At 67.8% G+C, this 27,000-nt stretch carries 23 protein-coding genes; 13 read left to right on the top strand and 10 right to left on the bottom strand.

Translation table 11 applies throughout. The annotated features are described in order from the left end of the window. Nucleotides 1-130 precede the first annotated feature (130 nt). Genes F9Z44_RS01285 through F9Z44_RS01275 form a run of 3 tightly spaced genes read left to right on the top strand, consistent with a single transcriptional unit; the run spans nt 131 to nt 3,919 of the window. On the top strand, nt 131-604 hold the full coding sequence (locus F9Z44_RS01285) for a (2Fe-2S)-binding protein (protein ID WP_159602918.1): 474 nt from the start codon (nt 131-133) through the stop codon (nt 602-604). A gap of 11 nt (nt 605-615) precedes the next feature. Next, on the top strand, nt 616-2,853 hold the full coding sequence (locus F9Z44_RS01280; protein WP_159602916.1) for a xanthine dehydrogenase family protein molybdopterin-binding subunit: 2,238 nt from the start codon (nt 616-618) through the stop codon (nt 2,851-2,853). 19 nt (nt 2,854-2,872) lie between these two features. Continuing rightward, on the top strand, nt 2,873-3,919 hold the full coding sequence (locus F9Z44_RS01275; RefSeq protein WP_159602914.1) for an XdhC family protein: 1,047 nt from the start codon (nt 2,873-2,875) through the stop codon (nt 3,917-3,919). A gap of 3 nt (nt 3,920-3,922) precedes the next feature. Here the strand turns inward: F9Z44_RS01275 and F9Z44_RS01270 are convergent, their stop codons facing one another. After that, nucleotides 3,923-4,714 (bottom strand): exodeoxyribonuclease III, encoded by a 792-nt coding sequence (locus F9Z44_RS01270; RefSeq protein WP_159608540.1) that lies wholly within the window; start codon nt 4,712-4,714, stop codon nt 3,923-3,925. 10 nt (nt 4,715-4,724) lie between these two features. Between F9Z44_RS01270 and pyrE the strand changes: the two genes are divergently transcribed. Together pyrE and F9Z44_RS01260 are read left to right on the top strand one after the other, a co-directional pair. Further along, nucleotides 4,725-5,441 carry an orotate phosphoribosyltransferase gene (gene pyrE, locus F9Z44_RS01265; RefSeq protein ID WP_159602912.1) on the top strand — a complete coding sequence of 239 codons (717 nt, stop codon included), beginning with the start codon at nt 4,725-4,727 and terminating at the stop codon, nt 5,439-5,441. Nucleotides 5,442-5,452: 11 nt separating this feature from the next. Continuing rightward, nucleotides 5,453-6,145 carry a DUF4124 domain-containing protein gene (locus F9Z44_RS01260; RefSeq protein ID WP_159602910.1) on the top strand — a complete coding sequence of 231 codons (693 nt, stop codon included), beginning with the start codon at nt 5,453-5,455 and terminating at the stop codon, nt 6,143-6,145. Between the two features lie 27 nt (nt 6,146-6,172). Here F9Z44_RS01260 and gatB read toward each other — a convergent pair whose 3' ends face one another. The 3 genes from gatB to gatC are packed head-to-tail and all read right to left on the bottom strand — an operon-like array spanning nt 6,173 to nt 9,431. Beyond that, entirely contained in the window at nt 6,173-7,642 is a 1,470-nt protein-coding gene (gene gatB / locus F9Z44_RS01255; RefSeq protein ID WP_159602908.1) for an Asp-tRNA(Asn)/Glu-tRNA(Gln) amidotransferase subunit GatB, read from the bottom strand. A gap of 2 nt (nt 7,643-7,644) precedes the next feature. Beyond that, nucleotides 7,645-9,135, bottom strand: coding sequence for an Asp-tRNA(Asn)/Glu-tRNA(Gln) amidotransferase subunit GatA (gene gatA / locus F9Z44_RS01250; protein ID WP_159602906.1), 1,491 nt, complete (start codon nt 9,133-9,135; stop codon nt 7,645-7,647). Continuing rightward, nucleotides 9,132-9,431, bottom strand: coding sequence for an Asp-tRNA(Asn)/Glu-tRNA(Gln) amidotransferase subunit GatC (gene gatC / locus F9Z44_RS01245; RefSeq protein ID WP_159602904.1), 300 nt, complete (start codon nt 9,429-9,431; stop codon nt 9,132-9,134). The genes gatA and gatC overlap by 4 nt, the downstream gene beginning before the upstream one ends. 294 nt (nt 9,432-9,725) lie before the next feature. Between gatC and F9Z44_RS01240 the strand changes: the two genes are divergently transcribed. The 4 genes from F9Z44_RS01240 to mrdA all read left to right on the top strand — a co-directional run bounded on the left by F9Z44_RS01240 (nt 9,726) and on the right by mrdA (nt 14,354). Further along, entirely contained in the window at nt 9,726-10,769 is a 1,044-nt protein-coding gene (locus tag F9Z44_RS01240) for a rod shape-determining protein (RefSeq protein WP_056264671.1), read from the top strand. Between the two features lie 60 nt (nt 10,770-10,829). Continuing rightward, nucleotides 10,830-11,768: a rod shape-determining protein MreC gene (gene mreC, locus F9Z44_RS01235; RefSeq protein ID WP_159602902.1), complete on the top strand. Its 939-nt coding sequence runs from the start codon at nt 10,830-10,832 to the stop codon at nt 11,766-11,768. Beyond that, a complete protein-coding gene (gene mreD / locus F9Z44_RS01230; protein ID WP_159602900.1) occupies nt 11,765-12,295 on the top strand; it encodes a rod shape-determining protein MreD in 531 nt (176 codons plus the stop codon). The genes mreC and mreD overlap by 4 nt, the downstream gene beginning before the upstream one ends. A gap of 109 nt (nt 12,296-12,404) precedes the next feature. Next, on the top strand, nt 12,405-14,354 hold the full coding sequence (gene mrdA, locus F9Z44_RS01225) for a penicillin-binding protein 2 (protein WP_159602898.1): 1,950 nt from the start codon (nt 12,405-12,407) through the stop codon (nt 14,352-14,354). Between the two features lie 25 nt (nt 14,355-14,379). On the opposite strand, the gene F9Z44_RS01220 is transcribed toward mrdA, so the two are convergent. Further along, the gene (locus tag F9Z44_RS01220) at nt 14,380-15,138 is read right to left on the bottom strand and encodes a sulfite exporter TauE/SafE family protein (RefSeq protein ID WP_159602896.1); all 759 of its coding nucleotides are present in this window, start codon (nt 15,136-15,138) and stop codon (nt 14,380-14,382) included. A gap of 434 nt (nt 15,139-15,572) precedes the next feature. On the opposite strand from F9Z44_RS01220, the gene F9Z44_RS01215 reads away from it, so the two are divergent. Together F9Z44_RS01215 and F9Z44_RS22725 are read left to right on the top strand one after the other, a co-directional pair. After that, nucleotides 15,573-16,898 (top strand): ammonium transporter, encoded by a 1,326-nt coding sequence (locus F9Z44_RS01215; RefSeq protein ID WP_159602894.1) that lies wholly within the window; start codon nt 15,573-15,575, stop codon nt 16,896-16,898. Nucleotides 16,899-16,909: 11 nt separating this feature from the next. After that, a complete protein-coding gene (locus F9Z44_RS22725; RefSeq protein WP_201449993.1) occupies nt 16,910-17,350 on the top strand; it encodes a hypothetical protein in 441 nt (146 codons plus the stop codon). Nucleotides 17,351-17,465: 115 nt separating this feature from the next. On the opposite strand, the gene F9Z44_RS01205 is transcribed toward F9Z44_RS22725, so the two are convergent. The 3 genes from F9Z44_RS01205 to F9Z44_RS01195 are packed head-to-tail and all read right to left on the bottom strand — an operon-like array spanning nt 17,466 to nt 21,013. After that, nucleotides 17,466-19,175 carry a GMC family oxidoreductase gene (locus tag F9Z44_RS01205; protein ID WP_159602892.1) on the bottom strand — a complete coding sequence of 570 codons (1,710 nt, stop codon included), beginning with the start codon at nt 19,173-19,175 and terminating at the stop codon, nt 17,466-17,468. Further along, a complete protein-coding gene (locus F9Z44_RS01200) occupies nt 19,172-19,468 on the bottom strand; it encodes a putative signal transducing protein (protein ID WP_159602890.1) in 297 nt (98 codons plus the stop codon). The genes F9Z44_RS01205 and F9Z44_RS01200 overlap by 4 nt, the downstream gene beginning before the upstream one ends. Nucleotides 19,469-19,501: 33 nt before the next feature. Next, nucleotides 19,502-21,013, bottom strand: coding sequence for a CoA-acylating methylmalonate-semialdehyde dehydrogenase (locus F9Z44_RS01195; protein ID WP_159602888.1), 1,512 nt, complete (start codon nt 21,011-21,013; stop codon nt 19,502-19,504). A gap of 117 nt (nt 21,014-21,130) precedes the next feature. Between F9Z44_RS01195 and F9Z44_RS01190 the strand changes: the two genes are divergently transcribed. After that, nucleotides 21,131-22,075 (top strand): LysR family transcriptional regulator, encoded by a 945-nt coding sequence (locus tag F9Z44_RS01190; protein ID WP_159602886.1) that lies wholly within the window; start codon nt 21,131-21,133, stop codon nt 22,073-22,075. A gap of 132 nt (nt 22,076-22,207) precedes the next feature. Then, nucleotides 22,208-23,110 carry a Tim44 domain-containing protein gene (locus F9Z44_RS01185; RefSeq protein WP_159602884.1) on the top strand — a complete coding sequence of 301 codons (903 nt, stop codon included), beginning with the start codon at nt 22,208-22,210 and terminating at the stop codon, nt 23,108-23,110. A gap of 84 nt (nt 23,111-23,194) precedes the next feature. On the opposite strand, the gene F9Z44_RS01180 is transcribed toward F9Z44_RS01185, so the two are convergent. Next, nucleotides 23,195-23,623, bottom strand: coding sequence for an ankyrin repeat domain-containing protein (locus F9Z44_RS01180; RefSeq protein WP_159602882.1), 429 nt, complete (start codon nt 23,621-23,623; stop codon nt 23,195-23,197). Between the two features lie 86 nt (nt 23,624-23,709). Further along, nucleotides 23,710-26,994 carry a response regulator gene (locus tag F9Z44_RS01175; RefSeq protein WP_159602879.1) on the bottom strand — a complete coding sequence of 1,095 codons (3,285 nt, stop codon included), beginning with the start codon at nt 26,992-26,994 and terminating at the stop codon, nt 23,710-23,712. Between the last annotated feature and the right edge of the window lie 6 nt (nt 26,995-27,000).

Below are 27,000 nucleotides of genomic sequence, written 5' to 3'. Positions count from 1 at the left end.
CCACCGGATAAACATCGGAATTGGCAAAACAAGCGTCAAAAACGGCAACCGCATGCGGCGCCCAGCCCCGAAACTTCCCAACAGCGATTTTCTGCCCCACACCGCCCACCCCACGGAGAACGGACCCACCATGAGCACCCTCAACGTCAACGGCAAAACCCACACGGTCGATGTCGACCCCGGCACCCCCATCCTCTGGGCCCTGCGCGACTCGCTGGGCATGACGGGCACCAAGTTCGGCTGCGGCGCGGCGCTGTGCGGCGCCTGCACCGTGCACCTGGACGGCCAGGCCATCCGCTCCTGCATCACGCCCATCGCGGCGGCCGAGGGCAAGAAGATCACCACCATCGAAGCCGCCACCAACGGCAGCGACCGCGTGGGCGCCGCCGTGCACAAGGCCTGGGTGCTGCACGACGTGGCGCAGTGCGGCTACTGCCAGAGCGGCCAGATCATGAGCGCCACCGCGTTCCTCAAATCGCTGCCCAAGGGCAAGCAGCCCACCGCCGACGAGATCGACTCGGCCATGGCCGGCAACGTCTGCCGCTGCGGCACCTACGCCCGCATCCGCGCCGCCGTGACCGACGCCGCCAAAGCCATCGCCTGAAGGACACCACCATGTTGAATCACACCGATCCTGTTGAACTGCCGCGCGCCTTGCAACACATGCTGGAGCGCGACCAGGCCACCGAGCCCGCCACACTGCCACGCCGCAGCTTCCTCAAGGTGGTGGGTGCCGGGGGCTTTGCGCTGGGCGCCTTCCCCCACCTGGCCATGGGGCAGACCGCCCCGGCAGCCGGCGGCCTCAAGCCCACCGAGCAACCCCTGGCGTTCGTGCGCATCGCGCCCAGCGGCGAGGTCATGGTCACCGTCAACCGGCTCGAATTCGGCCAGGGCGTGCAGACCGGCCTGCCCATGATCCTGGCCGAGGAGCTGGACGCGGACTGGAGCAAGGTTCGCAGCCAGCACGGCACGGCAGACCCGGCCTACGCCGACCCCCTGTTCGGCATCCACCTCACCGGTGGCTCCACCGCCATCAAGCACAGCTACACGCAGTACCGCGAGCTCGGCGCGCGTGCCCGGGCGATGCTGCTGTCGGCCGCCGCCGCGCGCTGGAAGGTGGACGTGTCCACCCTGCGCACCCAGGCCGGCACCGTGATCGGCCCCGGCGGGCGCAAGGCGAGCTATGGCGAACTGGCCGAGGCGGCCATGGCCCTGCCGGTGCCCGAGAAGGTGGCGCTCAAGGACCCGAAGGATTTCCGCATCATTGGCCGCCCCACCCCACGGCTGGACTCGCGCGCCAAGAGCAGCGGACAACAGAGCTTCGGCATCGACGTGCGCCGCCCCGGCCAGCTCACCGCCTTGGTGGCGCACCCACCGGTGTTCGGCTCGAAAGTGAAGACCCTGGACGACAGCGCGGCGCGCGCCATCAAGGGTGTGAAAGCCGTGCTGCGCGTGCCGCTGGACCGTGGCGCCGAAGGCGTGGCCGTGATCGCCGACGGCTACTGGCCCGCCAAGCAGGGGCGCGACGCACTCAAGCTGACCTGGGACGACTCGGCGGTGGAGAAGGTCGACAGCGCGCGCCAGCTGGTGCAGTACCGCGAGCTGGCCAAACAGCCCGGCCCGCGCGCGTTTGACGCCGACATGGCGCCGCTGGCCAACGCGCCGCGCAAGATCGAAGCCGAGTTCGTCTTCCCCTACCTGGCCCATGCGCCCATGGAGCCGCTCAACTGCACGGTGCAGTTGTCCGAAGGCCGTGCCGAGCTGTGGGTGGGCACCCAGTTCCCGGGTGTGGACGCGGGAGCCGCCGCGCGCGTGCTGGGCCTCAAGCCCGAGCAGGTGACGATGAACGTGCAGATGGCAGGGGGTGGTTTCGGCCGGCGCGGCCTGCCCAGCAGCGACTACGTGGTCGAGGCTTGCGAGATCGCCAAGGCCGCACGCGCCGCCGGCATCAACGCGCCGGTGCGCATGGTCTGGAGCCGCGAGGACGACATCAAGGGCGGCTACTACCGGCCCATGCACCTGCACACCGCGCGCGTCGGTTTCGACGAGCGCGGCAACGTGCTGGCCTGGGACCACGTGCTGGTGGGCCAGTCCATCATGGCGGGCACCTTCTTTGAAGGCGGCATGGTCAAGAACGGCATCGACGCCACGGCCACCGAAGGCATGCGCGAACCCTATGGCCTGCCCATGCGCCTCACCGTGCACCACCCCAAGGTCAACGTGCCGGTGCTGTGGTGGCGCAGCGTGGGCTCGACCCACACCGCCTTCGTCATGGAGACCTTGCTCGACGACATCGCGCGCGCCACGAAACAGGACCCGGTGGCCTACCGCATGCGCCTCTTCGGCGACAAGCACCCTCGCCACCGCGCCGCGCTGCAACTCGCCGTGGACAAGAGTGGCTACGGCAAGAAGCAGCTGCCCGCCGGCCGCGCCTGGGGCGTGGCGGTGCACGAGTCGTTCAGCTCGGTCGTGGCCTACGTGGTGGAAGCCTCGGTGAAGGACGGCAGCCCGGTGCTGCACCGTGCCACCGCCGGCGTGCACTGCAACCTGGCCATCAACCCGAAGAGCCTGGAAACGCAGGTGCAGGGCGCCGCCGTCATGGGCCTGTCGATGTGCCTGCCCGGCTCGGCGATCACGCTGAAAGACGGCGTGGTCGAACAGAGCAACTTCGGCGACTACACGGTGGCCCGCATCACCGACATGCCCGAGATCAACGTGCATGTGGTTCCCAGCGCCGACCCACCCACCGGCATCGGCGAGCCCGGCCTGCCGCCGCTGGCGCCCGCGTTCGCCAACGCCCTTGCGCAACTCACCGGCAAGCCGATGCGCGAGCTGCCGTTCAAGCTCGCCTGAGGTCGCACGGAGCCCATTGATGGAAGACCTCGACACCCGCGTGCTGCGCACCGCCGTGGGCTGGCACGCCGCCGGCCTGCCGGTGGTGCTGGTGACGGTGGCACGCACCTGGGGCTCGTCGCCCCGACCGCCGGGCTCGCTCATGGCCATCAACGGCCAGGGTGAGACGGTGGGCTCGGTCTCGGGCGGCTGCATCGAGGACGACCTGATCCACCGCATCCGCGAAGGCGGTGTGCAGGCGGCCTGCGCCACCGACACCCCCGCCGTGTTGCGCTACGGCATCTCGGCCGACGAGGCGCACCGCTTCGGCCTGCCCTGCGGCGGCACGGTGGAGCTGGTGCTGGAGCCCGTGTCGGCGCGCAGCCGACTGGATGAGTTGCTGCAAGCCTGCCTGCAGCGCCGCAGCACCAAGCGCGTGCTCAATCTGCACACGGGCGAGGTGGGCCTGCATGAGGGCGGGCGCGACGGCCTGCCGCACCTCGACGACCAGCGCCTCACCACCCACCTCGGGCCCCAGGCCCGGCTCATCGTCATCGGCGCGGGCGACCTCTCGCGGTTCCTGTGCCAGATGGCGCTGGGCCTGGGTTTCGAGGTGATCGTGTGCGACCCGCGCGAAGAGAGCCGCGCGAGCTGGCAGCTCGATGGTGCGGAGATCAGCCATGAGATGCCGGACGACCTGATCCTGCGCCTGAGACCCGACGCGCGCACCGCCGTGGTGGCCGTGACGCACGACCCCAAACTCGACGATCTGGCGCTGATCGACGCACTGCAGTCGGACGCCTTCTATGTGGGCGCCATTGGTTCGCGCCGCCACAGCGAACTGCGCAAGAACCGGCTGCACGAACACTTCGACCTGTCGCAGGACGCGCTGCAGGCGCTGCACGGACCGGCCGGCCTGTACATCGGCAGCAAGACCCCGGCCGAGATTGCGCTCTCGATCATGGCGGAGGTGGTGGCGGTGAAGAACGGTGTGGGGGCTTCCGCCGTGGAGCCGGTGGCGGCGGGCAAGGCCCGGGTCGACCAGCCCGGGCGGGAGGCGTTCACCGCACCGGTCTGCGCGGTCTGAGGTTCACAGGCTCAGGTCGTACCCGATCGTGATCGGCGCGTGGTCGCTGAACTTCACGTCCTTGTAGATGTGCTCCGTGCGCGCCAGCGCTGCCAGGGCCGGTGTGGCCAGGTGGTAGTCGAGCCGCCAGCCCACGTTGTTCGCGTAGGCCTGGCCGCGGTTGCTCCACCACGTGTAGCAGGTGTCGGTGGTGTCGGGCTGCAGGCGGCGGTAGACATCGACCAGACCGCCGTCGGTGAGCAACGTGGTCATCCAGGCGCGCTCTTCGGGCAGGAAGCCGCTGTTCTTCTGGTTGCTGCGCCAGTTCTTCAGGTCGGCCTGCTGGTGGGCAATGTTCACGTCGCCACACAAAATGAATTCGCGCTCGCCCTTGAGCGCCATCAGGTGCGGGTGAAATGCCGCCAGAAAGCGGAACTTGGCCTCCTGACGCTCAGGGCCCGACGAACCGCTGGGAAAGTAGGCGCTGATCAGCGAGAGCTTGCGGCCCGGCGTGTCAAAGCGGAGCTCGGTGTAGCGGCCTTCTGCATCGAACTCGGGACATTGAAAGCCCGTGATCACGTCGCTGGGCTCATGGCGGGTGTACACGCCCACGCCCGAGTAGCCCTTTTTTTCGGCAAAGTGGAAGTGGCCGCGCAGACCGGCGAGCTGCTCGAAGCGCCCGCTCACATCGGGCTCCTGCGCCTTGACCTCCTGCACACAAATACAATCCGGCTGGTGCGCGGCCAGCCAAGTCTCCAGCCCTTTGGTGGTGGCGGAGCGGATGCCGTTGAGGTTGAGGCTGGTCAGTTTGAACAAGGAAACCCCCATGGTGTTGGATACAGGCGCGGCCCACGTGGGCGCCCCGGACGCTGCGCTGGCGCAGGAATTCGTGCAATTCTGTGTGGACGCCGGCGTGCTGCGCTTCGGTGAATTCAAGACCAAGGCGGGCCGGCTCTCGCCGTACTTCTTCAATGCCGGTCTGTTCGACGATGGCGCCAAGCTCGGGCGGCTCGCGCAATTCTATGCAAAGGCCCTGATCGCCAGCGGCGTCGAGTTCGACATGATCTTTGGCCCGGCCTACAAGGGCATTCCGTTGGGCGCAGCACTCGCCATCGAACTCGCGCGCCTGGGACTCAACGTGCCTTTTGCCTACAACCGCAAGGAAGCCAAGGACCACGGCGAGGGTGGCTCGCTGGTGGGCGCGCCGCTCAAGGGCCGCGTGCTGATCGTCGACGACGTGATGTCGGCCGGCACCGCCGCGCGCGAGTCGATCGCCCTGATCCGCGCTGCCGGGGCCACGCCCCACGCGGTGACGATCGCGCTGGACCGCCAGGAAAAGGCCACCGAGGTCGGACCAGACGGCACTGTTCGAGACGTGGATCACAGTGCCGTGCAATATGTGCAGCGCCAGCTCGGACTGCAGGTCTGCGCAATTGCCACCCTGGCGGATTTGCTGCAGTATCTGAGCGTTCACACCGGGGGGGAGCTCGACGCACACCGCCAGCGGGTGCAGGCCTACCGCCTGCGCTACGGTGTGAGCTGAAGCCCCCAACCATGAACACTGCCAGCCCCCCGACCGAATTCCAGCCGCGCACCGTGCGGCTGAGCGCCAGTGCATGGGTGGTGGGCGCGGGCCTGTGGGCAATAGCCAGCGCACAGGCCCAGGGCATTTACGTCTGCACCGACAGCAAGGGCCGACGCATCACCTCGGACCGCCCGATCGTGGAATGCCTGGACCGCGAGCAGCGGCAGCTGGGCAAGACGGGCACCGTGCGCCAGGTGGTTCCGCCGAGTTACACCGCTGACGAGCGCGCACGGCTGGAAGAAAAACAGAAGGCCGAGAACGACATCAAGGCACGCGCCACCGAGGAAAAACGCCGCGAGCGCGCCCTGCTGATCCGCTATCCGAACCAGGCGGTGCACGACAAGGAGCGCGCCGAAGCACTGGCCCAGATCGACGAGGTGATTGCTGCCGTGAACAAGCGTGAAGTGGCGCTGAAGCAGCAGCGCAAGGAAGTCGATGTGGAGATGGAGTTCTACCAGGCCGACCCGAGCAAGGCGCCGTTCTGGTTGCGCCGCAAGCTCGAGGACAGCGAGAAGCAGACGGTGGTGCAAAAGCGCTTCCTGGAAGAGCAGGCCCAGGAGAAGCAGCGCATCAACCAGCGTTTCGATGAAGAGCTGGTCAAGCTGCGTGCGCTCTGGCCGCCCTCGTCGGCCGCTGGCAGCGCGGGCACCGTCAAGCGCTGACGCCCGCCCTTTTCAGGCGGGTTCAACTCACTGCAGTTTCTGGCGCAGCACGTCGTTGACCTGCTGCGGGTTGGCCTTGCCCTTGCTGGCCTTCATGACCTGACCCACCAGCGCGTTGAAGGCTTTCTCCTTGCCGGCACGGAACTGGGCCACGTTGTCGGCATTGGCGGCCATCACCTCGTCGATGATTTTTTCCAGCGCGCCGGTGTCGTTCATCTGCTTGAGGCCTTTGGCTTCGATGAGGGCATCCACATCCGCGCCCTCACCAGTCCACAACGCATCGAACACCTGCTTGGCCGCGTTGTTGCTGATGGTGCCGTCGGCGATGCGCCCGATGAGCGAGGCAAGCTGCGCGGCGCTCACCGGCACGCTCGCCATATCGCCCTCGTCGGCATTCAGCCGGCGCGAGACCTCGCCCATGATCCAGTTGCTCACCAGCTTCGCCTGACCGCTGGGATCACCCAGAAGTTTCGCCGCGGTCTCGAAGTAGGCCGCCATGGCCGGGCTTTGCGTGAGCGTGGTGGCGTCGTACTCGGGCAGGCCGTAGTCGCGCACCAGGCGTTCGGCCATGGCGCGTGGCAGCTCGGGCATTGACGCCCTCACCCGCTCCACCCAGTCGCGCGCAATCACCAGCGGCGGCAGGTCCGGATCGGGGAAGTAGCGGTAGTCGGCCGCGTCTTCCTTGGTGCGCATGGCGCGCGTCTCGCCCGTGTCGGGGTCGAACAGCACCGTGGCCTGCTGGATCGCGCGGCCGTCCTCGATCTCTTCGATTTGCCAGCGGATCTCGTAGTCGATCGCCTGCTGCATGAACTTGAACGAGTTCAGGTTCTTGATCTCGCGGCGCGTGCCCAGCGGGGCGCCGGGCTTGCGCACCGAGACGTTGGCGTCGCAGCGGAACGAACCCTCCTGCATGTTGCCGTCGCAGATGCCGATCCAGGTCACGATCTTGTGCAGCTCTTTCGCGTAGGCCACGGCCTCCGCGCTGGAGCGCATGTCGGGCTCGGTCACGATCTCCAGCAGCGGCGTGCCTGCTCGGTTGAGGTCGATGCCGCTCTGGCCAATGAAGTCTTCGTGCAGGCTCTTGCCGGCGTCTTCTTCGAGGTGCGCGCGCACCAGGCGCACGGTCTTCTTCTCGTCACCCAGGAAGAAGCTCACTTCGCCGCCCTGCACCACCGGGATCTCGAACTGGCTGATCTGGTAACCCTTGGGCAGGTCGGGGTAGAAGTAGTTCTTGCGCGCGAACACGCTCTGCTCGGCGATGTGCGAGCCCAGCGCCAGACCCAGGCGGATCGCGAGCTCCACCGCGCCCTGGTTCATCACCGGCAGCGTGCCCGGCAAGGCCAGGTCCACCGCGCAGGCCTGCGTGTTGGGCTCTGCACCAAAGGCCGTGGGCGCGCGGCTGAAGATCTTGGACTGCGTGGCGAGCTGGGTGTGTGTCTCAAAGCCGATGACGACCTCGTAGCCTTGCACCAGAAGGGATTTTTGGGTGTTGCTCATGATCAGAATCCCGAGGGCGACCGGGCATGCCAGTCGGTCGCCTGCTGGAAGGCGTGCGCGGCGTGCAGCAGCTCGCCTTCCTTGAAATAGTTGCCCACCAGCTGCAGGCCCACCGGCATGCCGCTCGCCCCAAATCCCGCCGGCACGCTCATGCCGGGCAGGCCCGCCAGGCTGGTGGAGAGGGTGTAGATGTCGGCCAGGTAGTTGGCCAGCGGGTCGTCGCTCTTCTCGCCGATCTTCCACGCCACGGTGGGCGCCACGGGGCCGGCGATGAGGTCGCAGCGCTCGAACGCGGCTTGAAAGTCTTGCGCGATGAGGCGGCGGATCTGCTGGGCCTTGAGGTAGTAGGCATCGTAGTAGCCGTGGCTCAGCACATAGGTGCCGATCATGATGCGGCGCTGCACCTCGGGGCCAAAGGCCTCGCTGCGCGACTTCTTGTACATGTCGAGCAGGTCGTCGTATTTCGCGGCGCGGTGGCCGAACTTCACGCCGTCAAAGCGGCTGAGGTTGCTCGACGCTTCGGCCGGGGCAATGATGTAGTAAACGGGGATGGAGAGCTCGGTGCGGGGCAGCGAGATGTCGACCAGCGTGGCGCCGAGCTTCTCGTATTCGGCCAGCGCGGCGCGCACGGCGGCCAGCACATCGGGCGCACAGCCCGCGCCAAAAAACTCGGTGGGCAAGCCGATGCGCAGGCCTTTGAGCGGCTGGGCGGCGGTGGCACCTTCGCGCGGGCGGCTGATGGCGGCGCTGTAGTCCTCGGCCGGGTGGTCCAGGCTGGTGGAATCGCGGTCGATGTCGGGGCCAGCCATCGCACTCAGCAAGGCCGCGCAGTCGGCCGCGCTGCGCGCCATGGGGCCGGCCTGGTCGAGGCTGGAGGCGAACGCCACCATGCCGTAACGCGAGCAGCGGCCGTAGGTGGGCTTGATGCCGGTGATGCCGGTGAAGCTGGCGGGCTGGCGGATCGAACCGCCGGTGTCGGTGCCGGTGGCTGCAGGCAGCAGGCGCGCAGCCACGGCAGCGGCCGAACCACCCGACGAACCGCCGGGCACACGTGTCACGTCCCAGGGGTTGTGCACCGGTCCAAAGGCCGAGTTGTCGTTGCCCGAACCCATGGCGAATTCGTCGCAATTGAGCTTGCCCAGCGACACAGCACCCTGCGCGGCCAGGCGTTGCACCACGGTGGCGTCGAACGGACTCTGGTAACCCGCGAGCATCTTGGAGCCTGCGGTGGTGGGAAAGTCTTTCGTGACGAAGATGTCCTTGTGCCCCAGTGGCACGCCCAGCAGGGGCGTGCGCTCACCAGCGGCCATGCGCGCATCGGCCGCGCGGGCCTGGGCCAGCGTGGCTTCTTCGTTGAGGGCGAGGTAAGCGCCCAGCGAGGCGAACTGCTTGGCGCGGGCCAGCAGGTGCTGCGCAGCCTCGACGCTGCTGGTCTGTTTCCCTGCGATGGCGGTGGCGAGTTCAAGCACGCCCATATCGTGAATGGTCTTCATTCGATCACCTTCGGCACGAGGAACAGGCCGCGCTCAACCGCAGGGGCGCTCTTTTGGTTCGCTTCCCGGTTGTCGGGTTCGCTGGCCACATCGGGGCGCAGGCGCAGCGAGACGTGGTCGATCACGGCGGTGGGGTGGGCCAGCGGCTCCACGCCGGTGGTGTCGACCGCGTTCATCTGTTCCACGGTGTCGAAGAAGCCGTTGAGCTGGGCCAGCATGCGTTCGCTCTGCGGCTCGGTGAGCTCCAGGCGCGCCAGGTTGGCGATGCGGCCGATGTCGGACAGGGTCAGGGACATGTCGAGGTGGTTCCGGAAGGATGGATCTGCAGCGCCCCAAGAGCAGCCAAAGGCGCTGAAACGCCGTGTAAATGCGAGAAATGGGGCTGGGTTGCGTGCAGTTATGCACAGGGGATACGGTATTATCCAAGGTTTAACGGCAGACCCCGTGCCGCCACGGTTTTTGCCTTGGAATCAAACACTTAGAACCGATGTCCGGCCTACCTTCTGGCTCCATCCCAGGTCCCGCATTCGGCCTCATTTCCGGCTTGGAGCGCGCCATGCCGCGCCCCGGCTCCACAGGATCCACCCACCATGTTTGAAGCTTTCCGTCGGCAATTCTCGACCGACCTGGCCATCGACCTCGGCACCGCCAACACCCTCATCTACGTTCGCAACAAGGGCATCGTGCTCGACGAACCTTCGGTGGTCTCGATCCGCCACGAAGGCGGCCCGCAGGGCAAGAAGACCATCCAGGCCGTGGGCCACGAAGCCAAGGCCATGCTGGGCAAGGTGCCCGGCAACATCGAAGCCATTCGCCCCATGAAGGACGGCGTGATCGCCGACTTCACGGTGACCGAGCAGATGCTCAAGCAATTCATCAAGATGGTGCACCCGCGCTCGATGTTCAAGCCGAGCCCGCGCATCATCATCTGCGTGCCCTGCGGCTCGACCCAGGTCGAGCGCCGCGCCATCCGCGAATCCGCCCTGGGCGCAGGCGCCTCCGAGGTCTACCTGATCGAAGAACCCATGGCCGCAGCCATCGGTGCCGGTTTGCCGGTGTCCGACGCGTCGGGCTCCATGGTGGTCGACATCGGCGGCGGCACCACCGAGGTGGGCGTCATCAGCCTGGGCGGCATGGTCTACAAGGGCAGCGTGCGCGTGGGCGGTGACCGTTTCGACGAAGCCATCATTGCCTACATCCGCCGCAACTACGGCATGTTGATCGGCGAGCCCACGGCCGAGGCCATCAAGAAGCAGATCGGCTCGGCCTTCCCGGGCTCGGAAGTCAAGGAAATGGAAGTCAAGGGCCGCAACCTCTCCGAGGGTGTGCCGCGCAGCTTCACCATCTCCAGCAACGAGATCCTCGAAGCCCTGACCGACCCGCTGAACAACATCGTCACGGCCGTCAAGATGGCGCTGGAGCACACGCCGCCCGAGCTGGGCGCCGACATCGCAGAGCGCGGCATGATGCTCACCGGCGGCGGCGCGCTGTTGCGCGACCTGGACCGCCTGCTCGCCGAAGAAACCGGCCTGCCGGTGCTGGTGGCCGAAGAGCCGCTGACCTGCGTGGTGCGCGGTTGCGGCATGGCCCTGGAGCGCATGGAGCGCCTGGGCACCATCTTCACCAGCGAATAAGGCACGCGCCGCACTCCGGCGCACGTTCACCCACACACCACCAGACCCTCCCCGAGCGTCATGCCACTGGGCACCCTGGACCGCACCCCGCCCCCCTTCTTCAAGCAGGGGCCATCGGCCCTGTCCAAGCTGGTGGTGTTCAGCGCGCTGGCGCTCTTTCTGATGGTGGCCGACCTGCGTTTTGAAGTGGCACGCCCGGTGCGCGCGTCGATCGCAGCGGCCTTGTACCCTGCGCAGTGGCTGGTGCTGCAACCAGTGCAGGCCCTCGCAGGTGTGGGCGGGTATTTCACGTCGCTGCACAAGGCTCAGCAAAGCGAAGGCGAAGCGCTCAAGCGGCTGGCCACGCAGGCCGACCGCAACCTGCAGCTGGAGCAGATGCAGCTGGAAAACCAGCGCCTGCGCGCGCTGCTGGCCATGCGCGAACGCACCGGCACCCAGGCCATGGGCGCACAGGTGCTCTACGATGCAGCCGATCCCTATTCGCGCAAGATCGTGATCGACCGTGGCCAGACGCAGGGCGTGCAGGCGGGCTCGCCCGTGATCGATGAGAGCGGTGTGCTCGGTCAGGTCACGCGTGTGTACCCGCTGGTGTCCGAGGTGAGCCTGCTGATCGACCGCGACATGGCCATCCCCGTGCTGAACACCCGCACCGGCGTTCGCAGCGTGGCCTATGGCCAACCCTCCACCAAGGGCGACGGCATGGAGCTGCGCTACACGCTGGCCAGCGCCGACATTGCCCAGGGCGACTTGCTCACCACCAGCGGCGTGGATGGCGTGTACCCGCCGGGCCTGCCTGTGGGGCGCGTGACGTTGGTGGAGCGCCAGGCCGAATCGTCCTTTTCACGCATCGAAGCGGAGCCACTGGCCCAGGTGCAGGGCACGCTGCATGTGCTGGTGCTCACGCCGGCCGGTGCCACGCTGCCACCCTCACCGGTGTCCGAGCCGACCCGCGCGGCCAGCCCGATCGATCGCCCGGGCGTGCGGAGCAACGCGCCATGATCATGCGTCCCGGCCAGCAGCTGCTGCTGCCCGCCAACCCGGTCTTCATCTGGTTCAGCCTGATCGCTGCACTGATGTTCAACATGCTCATGAACATGGGCCTGTGGGGCCGCGCGGCCTGGGTGCCCGATCTGCTGGCGGTGGCCCTGGTGTTCTGGAGCGTGCACCAGCCGCTGCGCATTGGCGTGGGCGTGGCGTTTGCATTCGGGCTGGCCATGGACGTGCATCAGGGCGCCTTGCTCGGTCAGCACGCGCTGGCCTACACGGTGCTCGGCTTTCTGGCCATTTCCATGCACCGCCGACTGCTCTGGTTCGGCGTGCCCAATCAGGCGGTGCAGGTGCTGCCGCTGTTCGTGGCTGCGCACGTGCTGGAGTTGCTGGTCCGCATGGCTTCGGGGGGCAGCTTTCCGGGCGTGCTGTATTTCCTGGCACCGGCGCTGGAGGCGGCGCTGTGGCCGGTGGTGAGCGTTTTGCTGCTCGCACCACAACGCAGGGCGCCCAATCCCGACGACAACCGCCCTCTATGAAGGCTTCCACGCTTCACCGCCGCGCGGGTCGCTGCCCCCCGAGGGGGCTGTTTTTTATCGGGGCGGCCCGGCGGCGAAACTTCTCTCACCCGCTTGAAGTCCATCCCCGATGACCGAACTGCGAAACGTCGAAGCCGACCTGGCCCAGTTCCGCACCCGCTTGCTGGTGATCGGGCTGGCGGTGGTGTTCGCGTTTGGCCTGGTGGCTGCGCGCATGGTGTATCTGCAGGTGGTGCGCCACGACGACCTGCTGGCGCAGGCCGAGAGCAACCGCACGGCGGTGATTCCGGTGGTGCCCAACCGGGGCCAGATCGTGGACCGCAACGGGCGTGTGCTGGCCACCAACTACTCTGCCTACACGCTGGAGATCACGCCCTCGCGCGTGCTCGACATGGAGGCCACAATCGCCCAGCTAGGCGAGCTCATGGAGATCACCCCGCGCGATCAGCGCCGCTTCCGCAAGCTGCTGGAAGAGTCGCACAGCTTCGACTCGCTGCCCATTCGCACCCGCCTGACCGACGAGGAGGTGGCGCGTTTCACCGTGCAACGCTACCGCTTTCCCGGGGTGGACGTGCGCGCGCGCCTGCTGCGCCAGTACCCCAACGGAGAAACCGCCAGCCACGTGATCGGCTACATCGGGCGCATCAACCAGCGTGAAAAGGAGTCGATCGCCGACTGGGCCGAGGAAGAACAGGCCAACTACCGCGGCACCGAGTACATCGGCAAGCTTGGCGCCGAGCAGAGTTACGAGCAGACCCTGCACGGCACCACCGGTTTCGAGCGGGTGGAAACCTCGGCTGGGGGCCGCGCCGTGCGCTCGCTGGCCAACACCCCGGCCACGCCTGGCGACACCGTGGTGCTGTCGATCGACATCCAGCTGCAAAAGCTGATCGAGGACATGTTCGGCGAGCGGCGCGGCGCGTTGGTCGCCATCGATCCGCGCACCGGCGAAGTGCTGGCCTTCGTGAGCAAGCCCACCTTCGATCCCAACCTGTTCGTCGAGGGCATCGACGTGGAGAACTGGCGCGCGCTCAACGAGTCGCTGGACAAGCCGCTGTTGAACCGGGCCCTGCGGGGAACGTACCCACCAGGTTCGACCTACAAACCTTTCATGGCACTGGCCGCGCTGGAGACGGGCACACGCAGTGCGAGCTTCGTCATGAACGACCCGGGCTTCTGGATGTTTGGCAGTCACCGCTTCCGCAGCCACGGCGACGGCGGTCTGGGCGCGGTCGACATGAAGCGCAGCATCGTGAAGTCGAGCAACACCTACTACTACTCGCTGGCCAACGACATGGGCGTGGACACCATGCACGACTTCATGAAGCCCCTGGGCTTTGGCCAGATCACCGGCATCGACCTGCGCGGCGAGGTGCGCGGCGTGCTGCCCAGCCAGGCCTGGAAACGCAACACCTACAAGCGCCCCGAGCAGCAACGCTGGTACGCGGGCGAGACGATCTCGCTGGGCATCGGCCAGGGCTACAACAGCTTCACCATGCTGCAACTCGCACATGCCATGGCCACGCTGGCCAACGGTGGCGTGAAGTTCGCACCCCACCTCACCATGGCCACCGAAAACGTGATCACCCGCGAGCGCAAGCCACTGCCCGCGCCGCCAGCGGTGAGTCTGGGCTACAAGCCCGAGCACGTGCGCACGGTGCTCGAAGCCATGCAGGCGGTCACCACCGAGGGCACGTCCACCCGCGTGTTCGCCAATGCCGGGTATGCCAGCGGTGGCAAGACCGGCACGGCACAGGCGGTGACGATCGGCCAGCGAGACCGCTACGACGCGCGCAAACTCGAAGAGTTTCAACGCGACCACGCGCTGTACGTGGCCTTCGCGCCGGTCGACCAGCCGCGCGTGGCGATTGCGGTGGTGGTGGAGAACGCCGGCTTTGGCGCGGCGCACGCAGCACCGATCGCGCGGCGCGTGTTCGACTACCTGCTGCTGGACCAGTACCCGAACCCGCAAGACCTGGCCGCCGTGCGCGCGGGCCAGGCCAGCGCCCCCATGGGCGTGCCGCTGAAGGCCAGTGAACGCCCCTGGCCGCCGCAGTAGAGGCGCCGCTTCGCGGCGCAGGGGGCTACCTGAGCCAGGCGTCGTAGGTCGTCTTCAGGATCAGCGCCGACACCACCACGATGAACGCGATGCGCACGAAACCGCTGCCGTGCTTGAGCGCCAGGCGCGTGCCCAGCAGGCTGCCCACCACGTTCGCCGTGGCCATGGCCAGCACGAAATGCCACCACACGTGGCCCTTCCAGGCGAACAGCATCAGGGCGGCGAGGTTGGTGGCGGTGTTGATGAGCTTGGCGCTGGCGCTGGCGTGCAGGAAGTCGTAGCCCAGCCAGCGCACGAACAGGAACACGAAAAAGCTGCCCGTGCCCGGTCCGAAGAAGCCATCGTAGAAGCCAATCGTCAGGCCGAGCACGCAGGCGGCGGCGGCTTCCTGCCGACCGCTGAAGCGCGGTGCGTGGTGGCGCCCGAGGTCCTTGCGCGCCAGTGTGTAGCCCAGCACGCCCAGCAACACCAGGGGCAGCGCGCGGCGCAGGAAATCGGGCGAGATCACGGTCACCGTCCAGGCCCCGGCCATCGATCCCGCAAAGCCCACAGCCGCCGCGGGCAGCAGGGCGTGCCACGGCATGTTCACGCGCCGGGCGTACTGCAAGGTGGCCGCCGCAGTACCCCACACCGAGGCACCCTTGTTCACGCCGAACAGCGTGGCCGGGTGGGTGGTGGGAAACATGGCGAACAGTGCGGGCACGAGGATGAGGCCGCCGCCGCCCACGATCGAATCCACGAAGCCGGCGAAGAACGAAGCCAGCGAGACAAGAAGCAATTCCATCCGGGGATTGTCGCCCCCACGCTCCGCCGCTTCGCGGGTCGCTGACCCCCAAGGGGGTTCGACCCGCCTTGGGAACGGCCCGGCGGCGGGCCCTGTCGCCCCCACGCTCCGGCGAAAAAAAACCGACCACGAGGGTCGGTTTGAGGAATCTGGCATCTCTGGGGACGCTGAAACACGTTTTTATGATTGGACTGGGTTGTCTCCTCGGTCCCCCGCGGTCACCAGCGCAGTGCGCTTGAGCGAGTGCGGAGACTTTAACGGTCCGCACCAGCGCTGTGCATCCGGGCTTTCCCTTGGCCGGGAGAACCCTTGGCACAGGATATGCACTGGCCCCGGGGTCGTTGGAAACAGGTAACAAAATGCACCATAACCGTGTGAACGCCCTTCTTCGTCCACCCCGCAACCCGAGAAACCTTCTTTCATTGCCTGGCCTGATGGCCGCCTTGCTGGGGCCCCTGACGGCCGCAGCACAAAGCGCAGCACCCACGGCGCCCGCTGCCCCCCCGCTCACGTCGCCAGGGCTGGTGGCGGCCAGCACGATCCAGGGTGCGGACACCGCCTGGCTCATGGTCAGCACCGCGCTGGTCCTGCTCATGACCTTGCCCGGCATTGCACTCTTCTACGGCGGCATGGTTCGCCGCTTCAACGTGATCAACACCATGGCCAGCGTGGTCGGCATTGCCGCCGTGGTGAGCCTGCTGTGGTTCGGGGTTGCTTACTCGCTGGCGTTCACACCGGGTGGCGCGCTCGGCGGCTTCATCGGCGGCTGGGAGCGCATCGGCTTCTCGGGCATGGAGTTCCTCGGCTCCACCTCGCAGGTGGCCGTGAGCCACATAGCCAAACACGTGCCCGAATCGGTGTTTGCCATGTTCCAGCTCACCTTTGCCATCATCACCTGCGCGCTGGTGGTGGGTGCGCTGGTGGAGCGCATGCACTTCGGCGCGCTGCTCACCTTCACCGGCCTGTGGTTGCTGCTGGTGTACGCACCCATCGCGCATTGGGTGTGGGAGCCGGGCGGCTGGCTGGCGCAACTCGGCGCGCTGGATTTCGCGGGTGGCTCGGTGGTGCACATCAACGCCGGCGCCGCAGCGCTGGTCTGCGCCTACGCGCTGGGCCCGCGCGAGGGCTATGGCCGCGAGCCGTTCATTCCGTTCAACCTCGGACTCACCATGGCCGGCACCGGCCTCTTGTGGGTGGGCTGGTTCGGCTTCAACGCCGGCTCCGCGCTGGCCGCCGACGGCCGCGCCGGCCTGGCCATGGCGGTCACGCACATCGCGGCGGCCGCGGGCGCGCTTTCGTGGATGGGCGCCGAGTGGCTGGCGCGCAAACGCGCCTCGCTGCTGGGCCTGTGCTCGGGTGTGGTGGCGGGTCTGGTGGCCATCACCCCGGCGGCGGGCTTTGTCACGCCGCGCAGCGCGCTCATCATTGGCCTGGTGGCGGGTGTGGCCTGCTACTGGGGCGCCACCGCGCTCAAGCGCAAGCTGCGCGCCGACGACTCGCTCGATGTGTTTGGCGTACACGGTGTGGGCGGCCTGGTGGGCGCGCTGCTCACCGGCTTGCTGGCCGACCCGGCGATCTCGGGCGTGGAATCGAGCCTGCTGGCACAGGTGATCGCCTGTGTGGCCGTGCTGGCCTACAGCCTGGTCATGACGGCCGTGGTGCTGTGGATCACCTCGCGCTTCACCTCGCTGCGCGTGCGCGAGTTCGAGGAGCGCGCCGGGCTTGACGTGTCGCTGCACAACGAGCAGCTTGGCCACTGAGGCACCCCCTCATGACCTCCAACGACGTGTTTGCCATGGCCGCGCACCTGCATGTGTTGCTGCGGCGCAAGACCGGCCGCGTGACCGACACCGAGTGGCTGACCAGCAATGCGGACTACGCGCGCGAGATCGTGCGCTTCACGCGCGAAAAGGCCACGGCGGACGAACACGCCGACCTGCGGGCCCTGGCCGACAAACTCGAAACCGCCCTTCCGCTGATCGCAGCACCCGGGCGCAAGCCCTTGCTGCAGGCCGCCGCCGACACGCTGAAAGCCGGCCAGGTCAGCACAACCACGGCCCAGCAGGCGGCCACGCCGCGATCGGGCGGGTTTGCCCATTCGGTGCCGGGGCAGCACAGCGGCTTCATCGAATCCACGCTGATCTCGGCCTTTGGCGGGTCGCGCAAGGAGAGCGAGGACCCGGACGCCCGCTACGTGGGCGGAATCCGGTAGCGGGTAAAAAAGAGCCCCCACGCTCCGCCGCTGCGCGGGTCGCTGCCCCCCCAGGGGGCTGTTTCGCCTTGGGGCGGCCCGGCGGCGAAACCTTGGCCCCCACGCTCCGCCGCTCTCAGTCTCCGCTGACGATCCAGCGCGCGGCTTTCTCCGCGATCATGAGGGTGGGGCTGTTGGTGTTGCCGCTGGTGATGGTGGGCATCACGCCGGCGTCGACCACGCGCAGACCCGCCACGCCGCGCACGCGCAGGTGGCTGTCCACCACCGCCATCGGGTCGTTGTCGGCGCCCATCTTGGTGGTGCCCACCGGATGGAAGATGGTGCTGGCAATGTCACCGGCCAGGCGCGCGAGTTCTTCGTCGGTCTGGAACTGCACACCGGGCTTGAACTCCTCGGGCTTGTACCGGGCAAGCGCGGGCTGCGAGACGATGCGCCGCGTCACGCGCAGGCTGTCGGCGGCCACCTGGCGGTCCTCTGGGGTGCTCAGGTAGTTGGGCGCGATCGCGGGCGCGTCGTTGAAATGCGGGCTGCGGATGCGCACATGGCCACGGCTGGTGGGGTTGAGGTTGCACACGCTGGCGGTGAACGCCGGGAAGCTGTGCAGCGGCTCGCCAAAGGCATCCAGACTGAGCGGCTGCACGTGGTATTCGATGTTCGGGTGCGGCTGGTTCGCATCGCTGCGGGTGAAGGCACCAAGCTGGCTGGGCGCCATGCTCATGGGGCCGCTGCGCTTGAACGCGTATTCCAGTCCGATGGCGGCCTTGCCCCACACCGAGCTGGCCAGCGTGTTGAGGGTCTTCACGCCTTGCACCTTGTAGACGGAGCGGATCTGCAGGTGGTCCTGCAGGTTGTCGCCCACGCCGGGCAATTCGTGCTGCACCTCGATGCCGTACTCGCGCAGCAGCGCCGCCGGGCCAATGCCCGAGAGTTGCAGGATCTGCGGCGTGCCCACGCTGCCGGCGCACAGGATCACCTCGCGCGTGGCAACGGCGGTGGTCATCTCGCCGCCGGTCCACACCTGCGCGCCGGTGCACCGTTTGCTGCCGTCGGGCTGGGTCTCGATCACGAGCTTGGCCACCTGGGCACTGGTCCATTGTTCGAAGTTGGGGCGGCCATAACAGGTGGGGCGCAGAAAGGCCTTGGCGGTGTTCCAGCGCCAGCCGGCTTTCTGGTTCACTTCGAAATAACCCACACCTTCGTTGTTGCCACGGTTGAAGTCGTCGGTGGCCGGGATGCCGGCCTGCTGGGCGGCCTGGGAAAACGCGTCAAGCACGTCCCAGCGCAGGCGCTGCTTCTCGATGCGCCATTCGCCGCCGGCCCGGTGGTGGCGCAGGAGGTGGAGCCACAGGTCTTCGCTCTCGGTGGCTGGCTGGGCCAGCATCTCGCTCGGGCTGCCCTTGGCGCCGTGCCACCCGGTGGCCCCGAGGTGGTGGTCCTCGTGCATCTTGAAGTACGGCAGCGCCTGGTGCCAGCTCCAGCTGTCGTCGCCGGTGAGCTGCGCCCACTGGTCGTAGTCGCGGCTCTGGCCGCGCATGTAGATCATGCCGTTGATGCTGGAGCAGCCACCCAGTGTCTTGCCGCGCGGGTAGCGCAGCGAACGCCCGTTGAGTCCGGCCTCGGGTTCGGTGTTGTAGAGCCAGTCGGTGCGCGGATTGCCGATGCAGTAGAGGTAACCCACGGGAATGTGCACCCAGTGGTAGTCGTCGCGGCGACCGGCCTCGATCAGCAGCACGCGCTTGCTGGCATCGGCCGAGAGGCGGTTCGCCATCAGGCAGCCCGCTGTGCCGGCGCCGATGATGATGTAGTCGAAGGTGGTGTCGTTCATGAAGGCGTCTCGTCGTCAAGATGATCGTCGCTCAGGCCGTAGTCGCCGCGCTCATATGCGGCGAGCACTGTTTCAGCTTGCGCGCGGCGGTGCTCGGGCACCTGAACTCGCACGGGAATGGCGCCGGCCAGCAGCGTGTAGGCCTGCACCAGGTGCGCATCGGCCGCGGCCGCCGGCACGCCGGCGGCTTGCAACACGCCGCGCAGCAGGTACGCCTCGGTCGGGCTGAACACGGTGATCAGCGTCTGCCAGTCACCGTTGGCCGGGTCGTAGTCCGAATTGCCATCGGTCACGAGAAGCACCTCCGGCGCGCAAGGGGGACATCGTTACTTCGCGGTGGGCATCACGAATTCGGCGCCCTTGCCGATGCTCTCCGGCCAGCGCTGCATGATCGATTTCTGCTTGGTGTAGAAGCGCACGCCCTCTTCGCCATAGGCGTGCATGTCACCAAACAGGCTCTTCTTCCAGCCACCGAAACCGTGCCAGGCCATGGGCACGGGGATCGGCACGTTGATGCCGACCATGCCCACCTGGATGCGGCGTGCGAACTCGCGGGCCACGTTGCCGTCGCGGGTGAAGCAGGAGACGCCGTTGCCGAACTCGTGGTCGTTGATGATCTGCACCGCTTTCGCAAAGTCGGGCACGCGCACGCACGAGAGCACTGGGCCGAAGATCTCTTCCTTGTAGATCTTCATGTCGGTGGTCACGTGGTCGAACAGCGTGCCGCCCATCCAGAAGCCTCCTGAGCAGCCGTCGCCGGTCTGCGCTGCGTCGAACACGCGGCCGTCCACCAGCATCTGCGCGCCTTCTTTGGCGCCTGCCTCGATGTAGCCGGTGATGCGCTGGTGCGCAGCGGCGGTGACGATGGGGCCCATCTCGGCGGCCAGGTTGGTGCCGTTGAGCACCTTGAGCGCCTTCGTGCGCTCGATCAGCTTGGGCATGATGCGGTCGCCCACGTCGCCCACCAGCACCGCCACGCTGATGGCCATGCAGCGCTCGCCCGCCGAGCCATAGGCCGCGCCAATGAGCGCATCCACCGCCTGGTCCAGGTCGGCGTCGGGCATCACCACCATGTGGTTCTTCGCACCGCCCAGGGCCTGCACGCGCTTGCCATGGTGGGCGCCGGTCTCGTAGATGTAGTTCGCGATCGGAGTGGAGCCCACGAAGCTCACGGCCTTCACGTCGGGGTGCACCAGCAACGCGTCCACGGCTTCCTTGTCGCCCTGCACCACGTTGAACACGCCGTCGGGCAGGCCGGCCCGCTTGAACAGCTCGCCCATGAACAGCGAGGCCGAAGGGTCGATCGGGCTGGGCTTGAGCACGAAGGTGTTGCCCGCGGCGATCGCCACCGGGAACATCCACATGGGCACCATCACGGGGAAGTTGAACGGCGTGATGCCGGCCACCACACCCAGCGGCTGGCGCAGCGTCCAGTTGTCCATGCCGGTGGACACCTGGTCGGTGAAGTCGCCCTTGAGCAACTGGGGAATGCCGCATGAGAATTCGATGATGTCGATGCCGCGCGCCACCTCGCCCTGCGCGTCGGTGAAGACCTTGCCGTGCTCGGCGGTGATCAGGTGGGCCAGTTCGTCCTTGTGCTGGTTGACCAGCTCCAGGAACTTGAACATCACCCGCGCCCGGCGGATCGGCGGCGTGTCGGCCCAGGCCGGGAACGCGGCTTGCGCGGCGGCCACGGCGGTGTTCACGTCGGCCCCGTTGGCCAGCGCGACCTTGCCGGTCACGGCGCCCGTGGCGGGGTTGAACACGTCTTGCGCGCGGGTGGAGGTGCCGGCTGCGGTTTGGCCGCCGATGAAGTGGTTGATATTTGTAATGCTCATGGTCAGTCTCCAAAGAATGGCGCGAGTGTGAAATGAAAAGGTGCAAAAGGCCAATGAAATCGCCTGAGGCGAGCTATAAGCAACACAAATAATGATGCCACCTGCCCTGGAGTCCCCATGACCTCCCCGACCCTCACCCACGTGGACCCGCAAACCCTGCGGGCGTTTGCCGCCGTGGCCCGCGAGGGCAATGTGTCGCGCGCCGCGCAACGCCTGCACCTGAGCCAGCCGGCGGTGAGCCTGCAGCTCAAGGCCCTGGCCGAAGCCACCGGCCTGCAGCTCTTCACCCGCACGCCGCAGGGCATGGCGCTCACGCACGACGGCGCCGCCCTGCTGCCGCTGGCCGACAAGGCCCTGGCCGCGCTGGCCGATTTCGGCCAGGCCGCCGCCGGCTTGCACAACACGGTGCGTGGCACCTTGCGCATTGGCACGATTCTCGACCCCGAATTCACCCGCCTGGGGGCCTTTTTGAAGCAGCTGGTGGAGTCCAGTCCGCAGGTGGGCACCGAGCTGCGCCAGGGCATGAGCGGCGACGTGCTCGCCCAGATTGACCGCGGTGACCTCGACGTGGGCTTCTTCCTCAACCTGCCCGACGACCCGGCCGGCCCGGCCTACCGCTTGCGCGCGCTGACGCGCTTCACCTACCGCGTGCTGGCCCCCGCCGGCTGGGGCCCGCAGGTGATCGGCAAGGACTGGAAAGCCCTGGCCGCCCTGCCCTGGCTGGCCACGCCACCGGCCAGCGCCCACCACCGCCTGCAGCGCCGCGTGTTCGGCCCGGGCTCGCTCACCGGCGTGGAGCCGCACCGCGTGGCGCTGGTGGACCAAGAGGCGTCGATGCTTGACCTGGTGAAAAGCGGCGTGGGCCTGTCGCTCGTGCGCGACTCGATCGCCATGCGCGAGGCCCAGGCGCGTGGTCTGGTGATTGCCGATCAGGTGGAACTGGCCTGCGACCTCAGCTTCGTGTGTCTGTCCGCGCGCGCGGGCGAGCCGGTGATCGAGGCGGCGTGGGCGGCGCTGGGTGCGGTCTGGGATCAGGGCATGGTGGGTCGGGCCACGACTTGAGCGCCCGGGTCGTGCCCGGTTGATCTGGAACCGCTTGTTTTTTCGAACTTATTGTCTTGATATCTCTGCTTTTTCAGATTCTTCACGAGGGCTACCCTGTAGGGTACTCAACTTTTCTTGATGGAGATTCTGATGAAAAAGTGGCTTTCCCTGCTCGCCGTGGTCCTGACCTTGGGTCTGGGCACGGCCCATGTCGACGCCGAAGCCAAGCGCATCGGCGGCGGCAAATCGTTTGGCATGCAGCGCCAGTCTGCTCCACCGGCCAAGGCGCCCACGGCCCCGACCGCCGCACCCGCGACGACGGGCGCCGGAGCCGCAGCAGCCAGCACCGGCCGCAGCTGGATGGGTCCGATCGCGGGTCTCGCTGCCGGTCTGGGCATTGCGGCCCTGGCTTCGCACCTGGGCTTTGGTGAGGGCCTGGCCAACATGCTGATGATCGGCCTGCTGGTGGCGGCTGCCATCGCGGTGTTCGGCTTCATCATGCGCAAGCGCGCGATGGCACAGCAGGGCGGTGCGGGTGGTCTGGCGTACGCCGGTGCCGGTGCCGGTGCCGGCGCCCAGCGCCAGAGCACGCCCGAGGTCCATGCCCTGCGCACGCCTGTGAACGGCGGTGGCGGTTCGATGATCGGCAGCTCGCTGGGTGAGGCCAACGCCAGCCGCATTCCGGCCGACTTCGACGTGCAGGGCTTCGAGCGCAATGCCAAGGTCAACTTCATCCGCCTGCAGGCTGCCAACGACGCCGGCAACCTCGACGACATCCGCGCCTTCACGACGCCGGAGATGTTTGCCGAGCTGCAGATGGACCTGAGCGAGCGTGGCGCGGCCAGCCAGCACACCGACGTGGTGCGCATCCAGGCCGCGGTGATCGACGTTGAAGAAGGCGACAGCCGCTATGTGGTGAGCGTGCGCTTCACCGGCGAGACGCGCGAGAACGGCGCCGCGCTGGCCGAGAGCTTCGACGAAGTCTGGCACCTGACCAAGCCGCGCCAGGGCAATGGCGGCTGGCTGCTGGCAGGTATCCAGCAAAGCGCCTGATGCGGCTGCGGGGTCATGCCCCGCCGATGCCTCTGCACCCAGGCCCTGGCACCCACGTGTCAGGGCCTTTTTTCTGCCCGCGTTTCAGGTGGGTTTGCCTGGTGCCGCCTGGCGTTGCAGCCGGTCCCAGTCCTTGAGGGTCTGCTGCAGCCGATTCCTGGAGTCGGGGTGGCCCTTGCTGAAGGTCTTGGTGAGGAACGAGCGCAGGCCCTCGTCGGGCGCGGGCGCACCGCCGGCCTTGAGCGCGTCGATCAGCAGCATCACCACCTGAAAACTTTTCGCGCGGGCCGCCATGTGCAGCATGCCCTGGCCGGCCGGCGTGCGGTCCTGCGGATTGGCGCCGTTGTCCAGCATGTAGCGCACCAGGCCCGCCTTGCCCTCGCTGCAGGCCCAGTGCCAGGGCACCAGACCGCCCTCGGCCGGGGCGCTGAAATCGGCACCGGGCGCGAGCAGCTCGGGCGCCAGCGGCCAGCCCGAGGCCTTGATCATTTGCTGGGTCTTCCAATCGGTCATGTGCTGCGTGTTGTGAGTTGATGCGGGGTTATCGCACGATTCCACCGCACTCGACCGGGCCCTGCCCCCGAAACGGGTCCGACCCGTCAGGCCGAGGCGGGTGCGGGCAACAAGGCCAGCGCCTGTGGGAAGTCCAGCGCGAGCACGACCGAGCGCAGTTGTTCGCAGGCCTGGGCGTCCAGCAGGTGGGCCAGGCGCGGAGCCAGTTTCTCGAACACGTCCAGCGCGGCCAGGTCTTGCGTGCGCAGCAGCTGGGCGAGCTGCTCGATGTCGTCGGCCGACGGGGGTTCGGCGGCATCCGGGCCGTTGTGCCGGGCCAGGCGCGCGGCCTGGCTCTGCAGCAAGGCCTGGCGGCTGGCTTGCTCCAGCGCGGCCAGGGCGCTGCCGAGCGCCTGCTGCGACGGCTGTGCGTCCTGCTCGGTGCGCAAGACGGCCTCCAGCCGGGTGGCGGTGCGGTGCAGCTGGGTGGCGCCGACCGCGCCGGCGGCGCCGCGCAGCTTGTGCACGCGCGCCGCCAGGGCCGCGCGCTGGGCTTGTTCGGTCGGCTCGGGCCGGGCCAGGTCGCCGAATTCGCCCAGCAGGCGTTCGAGCATGGCCATGAACAGCGCCGTGTCGTTGCTCAACCGGGTGGCCGCGGCCACCGCATCGATGCCGTCGATTTGCGGCCAGCTGGCGAGGGCCTGGGCGTCGTGCCCGCCGCGCGTCTCAATCTGCGCAAACGCCGGCGCCCGGCCGGTGGCGGCCTTGATGGCGCGGCGCACGCTGCGGATCAGGATGGTGGGGTCCAGCGGCTTGCTCATGAAGCCGTCCATGCCGGCGGCCATGGCGCGCCGACGCTCCTCCACCAGTGCGCCGGCGGTGAGCGCGAGGATGGGCAGCCCGGCCATCGTCGGGTTCTGGCGGATGCGGCGCGTGGCTTCCAGTCCGTCCATGTCGGGCATCTGCACGTCCATGAGCACCACGTCGAAGGCATCGGGGTGGCGGCTCAGCTGGTCGAGCGCCTGCTGGCCGTCGGTGCACACCCGCACCACGGCGCCTTCGCGTTCGAGCAGGCGTTGGCCGATGTCGAGGTTGATGTCGCTGTCGTCGACGAGCAGCACCCGCACGCCGGGCAACCACCGGCGGTGTGCGGCCGCGAGTCGGGTGGCATCAACCACCTGGCAGGCGTCGCCCCGCTGCGCCAGCACCGCCTGGTGCACGGCGTCAAACAGCGTGGGTGCGTCCACCGCCTGCGCCAGTTCCACAGCGGGTGGCAACGTGGGGTCGTTCAGGCGCGCGGCCTCCATCAGCTGCCGGGCGTGTTCGTCGCCATCGCAGTCGACGATCCACACCTCGGACCAGGGCTCGGCGCGGGCGCGGCGCTGATTGAGCGCGGCCAGTGCTTCGCCCACGCTCGCCATGCCCACGGTCTGCCAACCCAGTTCCAGTGCGGCCGCTTCCAGCGGACGCTGCCCGCCCGCAACTTCACCCACCACAAAGACCTCCAGCCGCCCGGTGCCCCGGTCAGCCGTGTCGTGCAGCCGCAGCGAAAGCGGCAGCTGGACCCAGAATTCGCTGCCCACACCGGGCAGGCTTTGCACACCGACGTCGCCACCCATGAGCCGGGCGAGGTGCTTGACGATGGACAGGCCCAGCCCGGTGCCGCCGAAGCGGCGTGTGGTGGACGCGTCGGCCTGGGTGAACGGGGTGAACAGGCTGGCCAGCACGCCGGGTTCGATGCCCAGGCCGGTGTCCTTGACGGTGCAGCGCAGCACCGCACGCTCGTCGAGCAGTTCGACCAGGTCGATCGACACCAGCACACTGCCCCGCGCCGTGAACTTCAGCGCGTTGGAGGTGAGGTTGCTCAGGATCTGGCCAATGCGGATGTCATCGCCGACCAGCCAGGCCGGCACGCCCGCGCCCACCGACACGAGCAGTTCCACCGCCTTGGTCTGGGCCTGGGGTGAATGGAGTGCCTGCAGACCGGCGGCCAGCGCTGCGATCTCGAAAGGCCCTTCGTCCAGCGCCATTTCGCCGGCCTCGATCTTGGCCAGATCCAGCACGTCGTTGACGATGCCCAGCAGCGAGTGGCTGGCGATCCGGGCCTTGTGCAGCAGGTTTTTCTGGTCCTCGTCGAGCGCCGAGTCGGCCAGCAGGTGGGTGACGCCGATCAGGGCATTGAGCGGCGTGCGGATCTCGTGGCTCATGTTGGCCAGGAACAAGCTCTTGGCTTCGTTGGCGGTTTCGGCATCCACCTTGGCCTGGCGCAACTGCTCGGCGAATTCACGGTCCTCGGTGACATCCTGGACCGCACCGATCAGGCGCACGGCCTTGCCGTCCTGGAATTCGACGTGTCCGCTGAGTCGCATCCAGCGCTCGCGGCCCCGGGCCGTGACCATCGGCAGTTCGATGTCCCACGGCTCGCCCTGCCGCACCGCCGTTTCGAGCGTGGACCGCAACAGGGTGCGGGCAAAGGGAAGGTAGAAGGCGAGGGCCTGCTCGACCGTGGGCTCATACCCCGGGTCCACCTCGTGGATGCGGCGGGTCTGGGCGGTCCAGATCATCGACTCGGTGCGCAGGTCGAGCTCCCATCCGCCCAGGCCCACGATGCGCGAGGCGCGGTCCAGAAAGGCCTCGCTGCGCACGAGCTGGTCGTTGAGCGACTGCAGGGCCAGTTCGCGGTCTTGCAGCCGCGTGGTCATGGCATCGAAGCGCTGCGAAAGCAGGCCCAGTTCGTCGCCACTGCGGTAACCGGTGCGGGCGGTCAGATCGCCCGACTTGACCGCCTGCGCCACCCGCGTGAGTTCCGCAAGGGGCCGCAACACGCGCCTGAGCAGCAGCCAGGCCATGAGCAGGGTGATGGTGACCAGCAAGGCGAGCGTGAACAGATCCAGCAATCCGTGCTGGCTCTCCGCCTCGCGCCGGCGCTCGCCCAGGCTCCAGGCCAGGTCGAAGGCCCCGTCGCTGATGCGGCGGGTCTCGTTGATGAGTTGGTCGGTGATGAGTTCGCGCCGCGCACTCAGGTCGGCGGAGTCACCGCCCATGGACTTCTCCAGGCCGGCGAACAGGGAAGGCAAGGTGGCGGTGACCGCCCGCAGTCCGCCAGCCTCTTCGGCCTGGGCGTCACCCACGGCAGCGTACGCGTCGATTGCGCCCGTGAGTTCGGCATGCAGGGCGCCCCATTGGCGCGCCGCGCGCGGGTTGTCGTGCAGCATGAAGTCCTGCGTGAGCACGAGCAGCCCGGCTGCATCGCGCGCCATCACTTCCACCGCCTGCTGCTGCATGTCCAGCCGCGCGGCGTCCTGGATGTCCCGCGAGATCAACAGCAGCCGGCTGCTGGAGAGGCCCAGGGCCAACGCCACACAGACGAGCAGCAGCGGACGCAGTTTCATGACGCG

Source organism: Hydrogenophaga sp. PBL-H3 (assembly GCF_010104355.1).
Taxonomy (GTDB): domain Bacteria; phylum Pseudomonadota; class Gammaproteobacteria; order Burkholderiales; family Burkholderiaceae_C; genus Hydrogenophaga.
The sequence above is the reverse complement of the archived record's forward strand: the minus strand, read 5'-3'. Positions and strand labels throughout refer to the sequence as shown.

Excerpts from the sequence above, each read along its gene's own strand:
- mreC (WP_159602902.1), top strand. The coding sequence starts at position 10,830 with ATGCCACTGGGCACCCTGGACCGCACCCCGCCCCCCTTCTTCAAGCAG.
- F9Z44_RS01240 (WP_056264671.1), top strand. The coding sequence starts at position 9,726 with ATGTTTGAAGCTTTCCGTCGGCAATTCTCGACCGACCTGGCCATCGAC.
- mrdA (WP_159602898.1), top strand. The coding sequence starts at position 12,405 with ATGACCGAACTGCGAAACGTCGAAGCCGACCTGGCCCAGTTCCGCACC.
- F9Z44_RS01190 (WP_159602886.1), top strand. The coding sequence starts at position 21,131 with ATGACCTCCCCGACCCTCACCCACGTGGACCCGCAAACCCTGCGGGCG.
- F9Z44_RS01285 (WP_159602918.1), top strand. The coding sequence starts at position 131 with ATGAGCACCCTCAACGTCAACGGCAAAACCCACACGGTCGATGTCGAC.
- mreD (WP_159602900.1), top strand. The coding sequence starts at position 11,765 with ATGATCATGCGTCCCGGCCAGCAGCTGCTGCTGCCCGCCAACCCGGTC.
- F9Z44_RS01205 (WP_159602892.1), bottom strand. The coding sequence starts at position 19,175 with ATGAACGACACCACCTTCGACTACATCATCATCGGCGCCGGCACAGCG.
- F9Z44_RS22725 (WP_201449993.1), top strand. The coding sequence starts at position 16,910 with ATGACCTCCAACGACGTGTTTGCCATGGCCGCGCACCTGCATGTGTTG.
- F9Z44_RS01180 (WP_159602882.1), bottom strand. The coding sequence starts at position 23,623 with ATGACCGATTGGAAGACCCAGCAAATGATCAAGGCCTCGGGCTGGCCG.
- F9Z44_RS01275 (WP_159602914.1), top strand. The coding sequence starts at position 2,873 with ATGGAAGACCTCGACACCCGCGTGCTGCGCACCGCCGTGGGCTGGCAC.
- F9Z44_RS01175 (WP_159602879.1), bottom strand. The coding sequence starts at position 26,994 with ATGAAACTGCGTCCGCTGCTGCTCGTCTGTGTGGCGTTGGCCCTGGGC.
- gatA (WP_159602906.1), bottom strand. The coding sequence starts at position 9,135 with ATGAAGACCATTCACGATATGGGCGTGCTTGAACTCGCCACCGCCATC.
- F9Z44_RS01215 (WP_159602894.1), top strand. The coding sequence starts at position 15,573 with ATGGCCGCCTTGCTGGGGCCCCTGACGGCCGCAGCACAAAGCGCAGCA.
- F9Z44_RS01195 (WP_159602888.1), bottom strand. The coding sequence starts at position 21,013 with ATGAGCATTACAAATATCAACCACTTCATCGGCGGCCAAACCGCAGCC.
- F9Z44_RS01280 (WP_159602916.1), top strand. The coding sequence starts at position 616 with ATGTTGAATCACACCGATCCTGTTGAACTGCCGCGCGCCTTGCAACAC.
- F9Z44_RS01260 (WP_159602910.1), top strand. The coding sequence starts at position 5,453 with ATGAACACTGCCAGCCCCCCGACCGAATTCCAGCCGCGCACCGTGCGG.
- gatC (WP_159602904.1), bottom strand. The coding sequence starts at position 9,431 with ATGTCCCTGACCCTGTCCGACATCGGCCGCATCGCCAACCTGGCGCGC.
- gatB (WP_159602908.1), bottom strand. The coding sequence starts at position 7,642 with ATGAGCAACACCCAAAAATCCCTTCTGGTGCAAGGCTACGAGGTCGTC.
- pyrE (WP_159602912.1), top strand. The coding sequence starts at position 4,725 with ATGGTGTTGGATACAGGCGCGGCCCACGTGGGCGCCCCGGACGCTGCG.
- F9Z44_RS01185 (WP_159602884.1), top strand. The coding sequence starts at position 22,208 with ATGAAAAAGTGGCTTTCCCTGCTCGCCGTGGTCCTGACCTTGGGTCTG.
- F9Z44_RS01220 (WP_159602896.1), bottom strand. The coding sequence starts at position 15,138 with ATGGAATTGCTTCTTGTCTCGCTGGCTTCGTTCTTCGCCGGCTTCGTG.